The organism is Candidatus Protofrankia californiensis, assembly GCF_900634765.1.
GTDB classification, from domain to species: Bacteria; Actinomycetota; Actinomycetes; order Frankiales; family Frankiaceae; genus Protofrankia; species Protofrankia californiensis.
This window is the reverse complement of record NZ_CAAAFT010000127.1, coordinates 1-8,125: the sequence shown is the minus strand read 5'-3', so window position 1 is coordinate 8,125 and position 8,125 is coordinate 1. Positions and strand designations below refer to the sequence as shown.

10 protein-coding genes and 1 pseudogene are annotated in these 8,125 nt (G+C 66.4%); 6 read left to right on the top strand and 5 right to left on the bottom strand.

Annotated features, from left to right (window positions below):
- The coding region (locus tag DD1DGNOD_RS26675) for a winged helix-turn-helix transcriptional regulator (RefSeq protein ID WP_165036507.1) at positions 1–649 on the top strand (649 nt) is incomplete at its 5' end.
- Positions 650–1,395: 746 nt separating this feature from the next.
- On the opposite strand, the gene DD1DGNOD_RS26670 is transcribed toward DD1DGNOD_RS26675, so the two are convergent.
- Positions 1,396–1,566 (bottom strand): hypothetical protein, encoded by a 171-nt coding sequence (locus DD1DGNOD_RS26670; RefSeq protein WP_165034818.1) that lies wholly within the window; start codon positions 1,564–1,566, stop codon positions 1,396–1,398.
- 110 nt (positions 1,567–1,676) lie between these two features.
- Between DD1DGNOD_RS26670 and DD1DGNOD_RS07535 the strand changes: the two genes are divergently transcribed.
- Together DD1DGNOD_RS07535 and rpoD are read left to right on the top strand one after the other, a co-directional pair.
- On the top strand, positions 1,677–2,150 hold the full coding sequence (locus tag DD1DGNOD_RS07535; RefSeq protein ID WP_131769750.1) for a hypothetical protein: 474 nt from the start codon (positions 1,677–1,679) through the stop codon (positions 2,148–2,150).
- Between the two features lie 472 nt (positions 2,151–2,622).
- Positions 2,623–3,798 (top strand): RNA polymerase sigma factor RpoD, encoded by a 1,176-nt coding sequence (rpoD, locus tag DD1DGNOD_RS07530; RefSeq protein ID WP_131769749.1) that lies wholly within the window; start codon positions 2,623–2,625, stop codon positions 3,796–3,798.
- Between the two features lie 520 nt (positions 3,799–4,318).
- On the opposite strand, the gene DD1DGNOD_RS31095 is transcribed toward rpoD, so the two are convergent.
- Both DD1DGNOD_RS31095 and DD1DGNOD_RS31090 read right to left on the bottom strand, forming a co-directional pair.
- Positions 4,319–4,867 carry a DNA cytosine methyltransferase gene (locus tag DD1DGNOD_RS31095; protein ID WP_430827771.1) on the bottom strand — a complete coding sequence of 183 codons (549 nt, stop codon included), beginning with the start codon at positions 4,865–4,867 and terminating at the stop codon, positions 4,319–4,321.
- A gap of 16 nt (positions 4,868–4,883) precedes the next feature.
- Positions 4,884–5,147: pseudogene (locus DD1DGNOD_RS31090) on the bottom strand (DNA cytosine methyltransferase); the annotation flags it as partial.
- A gap of 76 nt (positions 5,148–5,223) precedes the next feature.
- Between DD1DGNOD_RS31090 and DD1DGNOD_RS07520 the strand changes: the two are divergent.
- Both DD1DGNOD_RS07520 and DD1DGNOD_RS07515 read left to right on the top strand, forming a co-directional pair.
- Complete coding sequence (locus DD1DGNOD_RS07520; RefSeq protein ID WP_206443014.1) at positions 5,224–5,658, top strand: very short patch repair endonuclease; 435 nt, start codon at positions 5,224–5,226, stop codon at positions 5,656–5,658.
- Positions 5,659–5,858: 200 nt separating this feature from the next.
- A complete protein-coding gene (locus DD1DGNOD_RS07515; protein ID WP_206443013.1) occupies positions 5,859–6,089 on the top strand; it encodes a helix-turn-helix domain-containing protein in 231 nt (76 codons plus the stop codon).
- A 342-nt stretch (positions 6,090–6,431) separates the two neighbouring features.
- Here DD1DGNOD_RS07515 and DD1DGNOD_RS07510 read toward each other — a convergent pair whose 3' ends face one another.
- Positions 6,432–6,734: a hypothetical protein gene (locus tag DD1DGNOD_RS07510; protein ID WP_241251303.1), complete on the bottom strand. Its 303-nt coding sequence runs from the start codon at positions 6,732–6,734 to the stop codon at positions 6,432–6,434.
- Positions 6,735–6,755: 21 nt separating this feature from the next.
- A complete protein-coding gene (locus DD1DGNOD_RS07505; protein ID WP_131765846.1) occupies positions 6,756–6,956 on the bottom strand; it encodes a hypothetical protein in 201 nt (66 codons plus the stop codon).
- 788 nt (positions 6,957–7,744) lie between these two features.
- Between DD1DGNOD_RS07505 and DD1DGNOD_RS26665 the strand changes: the two genes are divergently transcribed.
- Positions 7,745–8,095 carry a DUF4365 domain-containing protein gene (locus tag DD1DGNOD_RS26665; RefSeq protein WP_165036505.1) on the top strand — a complete coding sequence of 117 codons (351 nt, stop codon included), beginning with the start codon at positions 7,745–7,747 and terminating at the stop codon, positions 8,093–8,095.
- The last annotated feature ends 30 nt before the right edge of the window (positions 8,096–8,125 follow it).

Below are 8,125 nucleotides of genomic sequence, written 5' to 3'. Positions count from 1 at the left end.
CAGGCTGACCGCGCCGATCCCCCCGACACCGCGGGTCACCCAGCTCCGGCGCGGCCTACGGGAGGCGAGCCCGAACGTGATCTCCACCCGCCTGCGCGAGCTCGAAGAGGCCGGGATCGTGCATCGTCGCCACCTGGACCCGCCGGAGGGCACGCGCGTCTACGAACTGACCGACCGCGGCCGCGGCCTTGAACCCGTCCTGCTCGAACTCGGCCGCTGGGGCAGCCGGACGCCGATGACATCCACCACCGAGCCCGGGGTCGACGCGCTGATCATCGCACTGAAGACCACCTTCGACGCCGCGACGGCCGGACGCCTCCGGGCTGTCTACACACTGCGGCTGAACGACGACCATTTCGATGTCACCGTGACCGACGGGCACCTCGAGGTGAGCCGCGCGACCACCAGGGCGGCCAGCCCGGACGGCAACACCGTGGACGGGATTGCCCCGGACGCGGTCATCGACACCGACCCCTCCACCCTGCGCTCAGTGATCTTCGGTCGCCGGAGCCTCGGCGACGCCGTCCGCGCCGGAGACGTCCGCCTGGGCGGCACGCTGCGCGCGGCCAACCGCTTCGTCGGCCTCTTCGCGGCGCCCACACCGGATACACCCACCTCGACACCCGCCCAGCCCGCCACATCGGTCTGAGTGTCGTGCTCGGTGCCGGGGTGCCACCGTGCAGGCCGGGATAGGCCCGGGCCGTGAAGCTGATGGCGGCGGTACTGGTGTCGGTCGGGTCGACCGCGTCGAGAGCGGCGCACCGACGGACCAGCGTGGTGCGGCCGAGACCGGCCAGGGACTCCCGCAGCGCCGGGTCAGTGCAGACCAGGACGGCTGTGAGCTGGTTGACGCCCCTGGGCGCGGGCCTTGACCGCCGAGGTCTTGGCCAGCCGGAACATCCGGGCCATCTCCACCGGGGGCGTCGCCGGTCTTCGCAGTCGCGGTGGCCTGCCCGGCAAGGACGGCACGGGCGGCGGCCTCCGCATCGAGGGTGTCGGTTGTGCCGCGGGGCGGCGCGGTCGGGCCGGTTCACCTCGAGCACGGTGACGCCTGCGGCGTGCAGGTGAGGATCTTGGCCGTAAGTCGTTCCGGCGCTGAGGCTCACCAGCGCAGTTCCAGGCTGCCGGTGGTCCCACCAATCGGGGCACACAAGCACGTCTGGCAGGAAGATCCGCAGTGAAGATCGCCTGTGATCGGCGAATGCAACAGTGCCCTACGAACTCGGCGTCGAGGTCGACCTGCATCTGCGGGTGTCGGCTGCCTTCACCGAGTTCGCCCTGGCGGTCTGATCAACATTCAGGCAGGGTCCGCCATGTCTTGCTTTCCCATAACGCAACAGACCCGGCAGACCAGACCAAGGAGACGTTACGCCAACAGGAACACCATCGTCGAGATCATGAGAGGTCATTCTCAGTCGACTCTCCGCGCAGCTCAGGGGCCTGACGCTGTACTTGCACCCCACAGGCATCGGTGACGGCCGTGGCCAGCCGGTAGCGCAGATGCACGTGTCGCAGCGCTTCCTCGGTGAGGTCGGGCGTCATGTCGGCACGATCATTGACAATCATCCCCGTGGACCCCGGACACGGGCGGCGTCCACGCTCCGGCCGGGCCGGATGGGTCACCATAACCGCATGCGAAGAACGGCGATATCCGAGTATCCCCAGGTCGAGTCCGCATGACGACGGCTGGACTCCCACCGTCCGGTCTCGCCGTCCACAGCGCGGTGACCACCGCCGTCGCGGCCGCGGCGGCTCACGACCCGGCCGCGCTTCGTGACGCGTGCGCCCGGCTACGCACCTGTGACGAACAGCAGGTCAGGGACGTGCTGCACGCGCTGACGCTCGGGCTGATCGAGAAGGCGTTCCCGGACGGCCTGGACGCCGACGACCTGCGTGCGCTGCTGGCCGACGTCATGCGCGCCGCGACGACCTGGCTTCCGGACCTCGACCCGCATGCCGTCGTCCTCGTCCTGACCGGCGCGTTGTCGGTGCATGAGACCGATGCGCCCCCGGTCGACGCCGACGCGCTACCGATCGCCTGCGCCCTCGCGGTCAGCCACCTCGTCCACCAGCTCCGCATCCCACTGGAGCTCGAGCTGACCCACGCCTTCGACGAGCTCCGCAGGGCGCAGACCATGGAGATGCCCTGACCGCCGTCCACAACCGCCGCAGCGGCTGAGAACCGACCGCCTCTGGTGATGAAAGTGTCCGAGCCTTTGACGCAACCTCCTTCGGTGCCGCGCCGAGCGGCGTCTGTCCGGCGTGTACCGCCTGGCGGGTGGCGTACTCGTCATCGGCCTTGGGGTTTCGTCGACGGCGGGTTCTGCGGCCTCAGGTTGGGTACGTTCTACGACACCCCGCCGAGTTCTAGCGACAGCAGATGGTTCACCTCGTACCGCCCGCACCGGTCGCCCGCGTAGTCGCCGTGGACGGCGATCGCCCGCTTCGTGACCTTGGCCGTTTGGGACGGCGGCGGGCGCAGCGTTCTACCCGGACGCTACCGCGATGGCCTCCCAGCCGGTACCCGGCAGGAGCGCGGACGGTCCGCGCGCCGACGCGGAATCCCCCTGCCGTGTTCTCGCGTAGCGTGGGTGCCCTGGAGAAGGAAGTGATGTTCTGTCCATGGCCCCTGGCGTCGAGCCGCGCGAGGCCCTCGGGGAGGCGGTCAAGGATCTCCTCCTCCGAGGTGAGGAGACCGGTTTCGTCACGGCCGCCGACGTGACCACCACCGCTCAGGCGGCATACCTACCGCCTGAGCGGACCGACGCAGCCGCGGAACTGCTCGCCGGCGAGGGCGTCGAGATCTTCGATGCTCGGGATGAGGACCCTGACGCGGCCCCGTCCGCCCGTCGTCGCCGCGGGCGCGAGGAGCCGGCGAGCGCGGCGCCGACCTCCGACCCGGTGCGGATGTACCTCAAGGAGATCGGGAAGGTCGCCTTGCTCACCGCCGAGGGGGAGGTTGATCTCGCCAGGCGGATCGAGGCCGGGGTGTTTGCCGCCCACAAGCTCGCAACCGCGACGGGTGCGATGACGCCGCGGGAACGCCGCGAGCTGGAGGCCGTCGAAGGAGACGGGCAGATCGCCAAACGCAGGCTGGTCGAGGCCAATCTGCGGCTCGTCGTGTCGATCGCGAAGCGTTACGTCAGCCGCGGCATGCCCTTCCTGGATATTGTCCAGGAAGGCAACCTCGGTCTGATCCGTGCGGTCGAGAAGTTCGACTACGCGAAGGGTTACAAGTTCTCCACCTACGCGACGTGGTGGATCCGGCAGGCGATTTCCCGCGCTCTCGCCGACCAGGCGCGCACCATCCGTATCCCGGTGCACCTGGTCGAGGTGATCAACCGGCTGGTCCGTGTCCAGCGGCAGCTCGTGTCCGACCTCGGCCGGGAGCCGAGCCCGGAGGAGATCGCGACGGAGATGGATCTTACGCCGCAGCGGGTCCAGGAGATCCTCATGATATCCCGGGAGCCGGTGTCGCTGGACACGCCGATCGGCGAGGAGGCCGACTCCCATTTCGGTGATCTCATCGAGGACTCGGACGCGGTCGTCCCGTTCGAGGCGGCCACCGTCGGGCTGTTCCAGGAACAGCTCGACGCGGTCCTGCGCACCCTGTCCGATCGGGAACGGCAGATCGTCCGGCTCCGGTACGGCCTGACGGACGGTCGTCCCAGAACGCTCGAGGAAGTCGGCCACGAGTTCGGGGTCACCCGCGAACGCATCCGGCAGATCGAATCGAGGACGCTCGCGAAGCTGCGCCACCCCTCACGTTCGGAGAAGCTTCGTGACTACCTGGAGTAGTCCCTTCTCGGTGTCGCGGCACACGCCGGCCGTGACTATAGCCTTCGAGCGAACCGGATCGGGTCAGTTGCATTGAGCCATTCGTCTCGATCATCACCGTAGATCGTCCGGTCGACGTGCTTCAGGAACCCGGCACTGTCGCATCCGTCAGGACCGGCCGATCTTAACGGTAAATCTTCCGGTGGAGACGTCCTCCACGGTCGTTTCGGGGTGTCTGAAGCCTCCGTGATTCGCTCACATGAGCCCCGCCGACGGGAAGATCTGCGGTCAAGATCGCCAGCAATCGACGAATACTCGCCGGTCTTTGGGTCACGGAACCGGGTCACGATCGTGCGCGGCACGCCGTCCCAGGTCATCCGCCGGTACCGGCGGGTATGGTCCTTCCGCAGCGCCCTTTGCATCCCGGATGGGAGCAGCTCGCGCGGCAGATCACGCCAGTCCTCGCCTGGCTTGAGAAGGGCGATCCGCTCCAGGTTCGGCGCAGACAACTTGGCGGCGTAGTGGTTCCACAGCTCGTCTGTCAGACCGGCGCGCATCTCGTGCTGGTAGGCGGTCGTCGGCGGCCCGACGTAACGTCCCGTCTCCTCGCCAGCCTCGACCGCGGGCAGGTCGGCGATGGCGTCGTGGGTGGTGAGGAAGCCGGCGGACTGCGACGGGGTGATGGTGCAGTTCGGCAGCAGGTCGCCGATCTCGCCGCCGTGGGTGGGAGCCGGGAAGCCGTACCCCGCCGGGATGCCCAGGTCCTTACGCCACGCGATGATGACCAGCCGCCACCGCATCTGCGGCGCGCCGTACTGTGCTGTGCTGCCAGCAGCTCCGCGCACGCGCCCGCGTACCCGCAGTCGGACAGCCCCTGCAGGATCGAGCGGAGGTACGCGCCGCCGGCGAGAGTGACCAAGCCGGGGACGTTCTCGATGGCGACGCACTGGGGCCGCAGGTCCCGCGCGGTCCGCAGCACCTCGAGGAAGAGGTTGTTCCGCTCGTCCCAGACGACCCGCGACCCGATGATGGAGAAGCCCTGGCAGGGCGGGCCCGCGAACAGCAACGACAATTCCCCGGGGCGCGACATCGGCCGCCCGGGCGATCTTCTCGCTGTCGATGTTGCGCAGGTCGGCCACCAGCACCTCGGACGGCAGGTTGGCCTGATGCGTCGACGCATACTCAGGGTCGATCTCCGCGGCGAGCCTCAGGTCAGCACCGCCAGCGATGATCCCGGCTGACGCCCCGCCGGCTCCAGCAAAGAGATCAACAGCGCTGAACGGCCCACCGCCACCGACGTCGTCGCTGGCCGGCGACGGCACGCCCGGCTGCGTCTCCCCAGCCGGGCTGCCTTCTTCCGTGCTCTGCATGGCGCCCTCCTCTGGGGAAGAACGTAGCGGACGGGTCCGACAGGTCCTGCCGGATACGGGGTGGAAAGATTGCCACGTGTCTGACGTGTGGGTCTCGACGCCGGCAGCCACGGGCCTGCGGGGCAGGCGGAACAACGACACCGAGCCGGAGCTGCTGCTGCGCCGCGCGCTGCACGCGGCCGGCGCCAGGTTCCGGCTCCGCCGCAGCCTCGCCACCGGCTGCAACCCCGACCTCGTCCTCCCCGGACGGAAGATCGCAGTCTGGGTCGACGGTGACTTCTGGCACGGCTGCCCGGTGCACGGCCGCAAGACGTTCAACGGCCCGAACGCGTCACTGTGGGCGGCGAAGATGCAACGCAACCGTGAGCGGGACGCACGCGCTACCGAGCTCGCCCGCCAGGCCGGATGGACGGTCGTCCGGCTCTGGGAGTGTGAGCTCCGAGCAAGCCCCGCCGACGCTGCCCGCCGGGTCCTCGCCGCGACGAATCCAGCCGGCGCTACGACCATGTGACCCCGCCCTGCCGGCAAAGCATGCGTCGCTATGACCGCTTGAATCCACCATCAAGATCGCCGATGATCGGTACGACGAGTGGTTGCGTGGTGAACATGGAAGCTGATCGGGAGGAGGCGCACACGATGACAAGTACATGGAGCCAGACACGAGCCAAGAGGCCTCCGAGGGAAGACAGAGTCGCGGAGCATCGTGCTCGTATGGACGCCGAGGTGCGCGCCTTCAGACTCAGAGAGATCCGCGAGGAGCAGGGTCTGACTCAGGTCGAGCTGGCCGAGCGTATGCACGTCAAGCAGCCATCGGTCTCCGAACTTGAACGCGGTGCGCTCGACCGCGCAGGACTGTCCACGATCAGGGCCTACGTGGAAGCCCTCGGCGGAACGATCAAGATCGTCGCCGACTTCGGTGATCGCAGAGTCGTCCTCGGCTAGGGATGCGCCCACCGGCTCGATGGATCCGCATCATTGCTGCCGGCCAGCAGGCTCGCGCAACTACCCGAAGCAGATCAGCGGTTCCTCTCCAGATGACGGAACCGCTGGTCAAGAGGGGCGCGCCGCCAGGGACTTGAACCCCGAACCCGCAGATTAAGAGATGACGACGTTTTGTCCGCTAACGTCCGTACACGTCCGCTGCGTCGGCGTGGCCTGCTCCCGCCGTCCACCGGTGTTCGTACTCGTCCGCCGACGTCCGCCGGCTCGGGTACAGCAACGGGTACACGCATATGCACTCCGGATGATCAGCAAGGATGACGGGATGCGGACTGCGGTCCCGCGTCAGAGCCTGTCGAAAATGTCGTGCGTGCCGACCCGTAGCCAGATGATGTGCGCCTCGCCGTCCTTCTCCGACTCGCCATAGCGGAACAGCGCTCGACCATCGCCCGCCCACGTCATCTCAAAGACACCGGGCTCCCCGCGGAACCCCTTGACCCGAAGGCTCTTACGGAAGCCGGCACCGGCTTGGAGGTCTTCGACGAACAGGTCACGCGCCCGGAGGAACCGCTCCCGCTGGGCATGCGTCAGTCGTCGGTAGTCAGCCCAGAAGCGGTCGATCGCGTCGAAGGTGGGCATACCGAACATGATAGATGTCCGGTATGCACCTCATGCCGTGCGACGCAGTGTCTCTCCATCATCAGCGGTGATCTGCCGTGCGTAAGCATCGAACTCTTCGGCCGATCCGAACGACAGGAACCGTCCCGCAGAAAGATCCGCATCCGCCTCCGCGAGTACCCTGTCGAGCCACTCGGGGGGATCAACAAGTTCGACATCGCGGAGAGCTGCCGGCAACTCGAGCTCGTACACGGCGGGCCTCCTCGCTAGGGGGTGCACTTCAAACAGTACCGCATGGTAGAAACGCGTCAGCGACCAACGCCAACACAGGTTGCAGCCTCCATCGCCGTCAGAGTGGGCAGGAGGCAGATACGTAGCGTCATCTCACCTGATAGGTATGGGTGCGCCGCCAGGGACTTGAACCCCGAACCCGCAGATTAAGAGTTGACGACGTTTTGTCCGCCAACGTCCGTACAAGTCCGCTGCGTCGGCGTGACCTGCACTCGCCGTCCACCGGTGTTCGTGCTCGTCCGCCAACCTCCGCCGGCTTGGGTACAGCGATGGATACACCCGGGCAGATCCGCGTGTGCTGCTGGGATCAACGTTACGAGCTTTAAAAACCCGCCTCCCTACTGACGCTGACCTGGGCTGGAACACTCCGATCCAGCCCAGCGGTGTCCGGTGCTCTCCGATCCGCGCCGATGCCCACCACTGCAACGGGTACGTGGCGGGCACGGCATCGTTTCCTGAGGTGGTTTTCAAGACCATCTTGGATCGGAGAGATCATCTCGTTCACCTACGCGGTCTCCTGCATCGGATCACTGCCGCGTCCCGCGTCCCCGTATTCTCCACCGGCACTCATCGAGGCGCAGGCCAGCTCGACCACAAGAGCAAAGCAGACCATCTGCGGCCGTCCGCGGAAGCCGAGCGGTCTGGTCTGGTCAGTAAGGCTCCTTTGTCATAAAGTAGTGAACCTAGTGCTAAGAGTCAGCGCATCGCCTGGCTGCCGCTTGGCTCGGTTTGGAAGCTCTGGGGGGACAGTGGCTCCACAGGAGTTCGGGCGCTTAGATCTCAGCGGTGCGATCGGTCGCTACGGGGTCTCATATGTGCGCAAGGTCTGCGCCCATGCGCATATCCCATTCTCCGAGAACTCGCCCGATGAAGATATATTCGCGCTTGATGGCGAAATCAAATTTATTGAAGGGTCGATCAGAGTTCAGATCAAGGGAACGACGCAATGGACTTTAAATGGAGGGCGCAGTACGTTAGCATTTCCAGTTGGCGAGGATTGGCGAAAGAAATGGAGAATGCAGCACAACCCCGCCTTTTTAATCGTAGTATTACTTAAAAGGGAAGAAATTGATTGGATTAGTTACAGAAAATCTGAGTAACTGGTCAGGTCCCGGTGGCTGTTTGATAGA

Bases quoted from the DNA above. Each gene is read 5' to 3' on its own strand.
- DD1DGNOD_RS07510 (WP_241251303.1), bottom strand. From the start codon at position 6,734: ATGTTCGGTATGCCCACCTTCGACGCGATCGACCGCTTCTGGGCTGAC.
- DD1DGNOD_RS26670 (WP_165034818.1), bottom strand. From the start codon at position 1,566: ATGATTGTCAATGATCGTGCCGACATGACGCCCGACCTCACCGAGGAA.
- rpoD (WP_131769749.1), top strand. From the start codon at position 2,623: ATGGCCCCTGGCGTCGAGCCGCGCGAGGCCCTCGGGGAGGCGGTCAAG.
- DD1DGNOD_RS31095 (WP_430827771.1), bottom strand. From the start codon at position 4,867: ATGTCGCGCCCCGGGGAATTGTCGTTGCTGTTCGCGGGCCCGCCCTGC.
- DD1DGNOD_RS07535 (WP_131769750.1), top strand. From the start codon at position 1,677: ATGACGACGGCTGGACTCCCACCGTCCGGTCTCGCCGTCCACAGCGCG.
- DD1DGNOD_RS07515 (WP_206443013.1), top strand. From the start codon at position 5,859: ATGGACGCCGAGGTGCGCGCCTTCAGACTCAGAGAGATCCGCGAGGAG.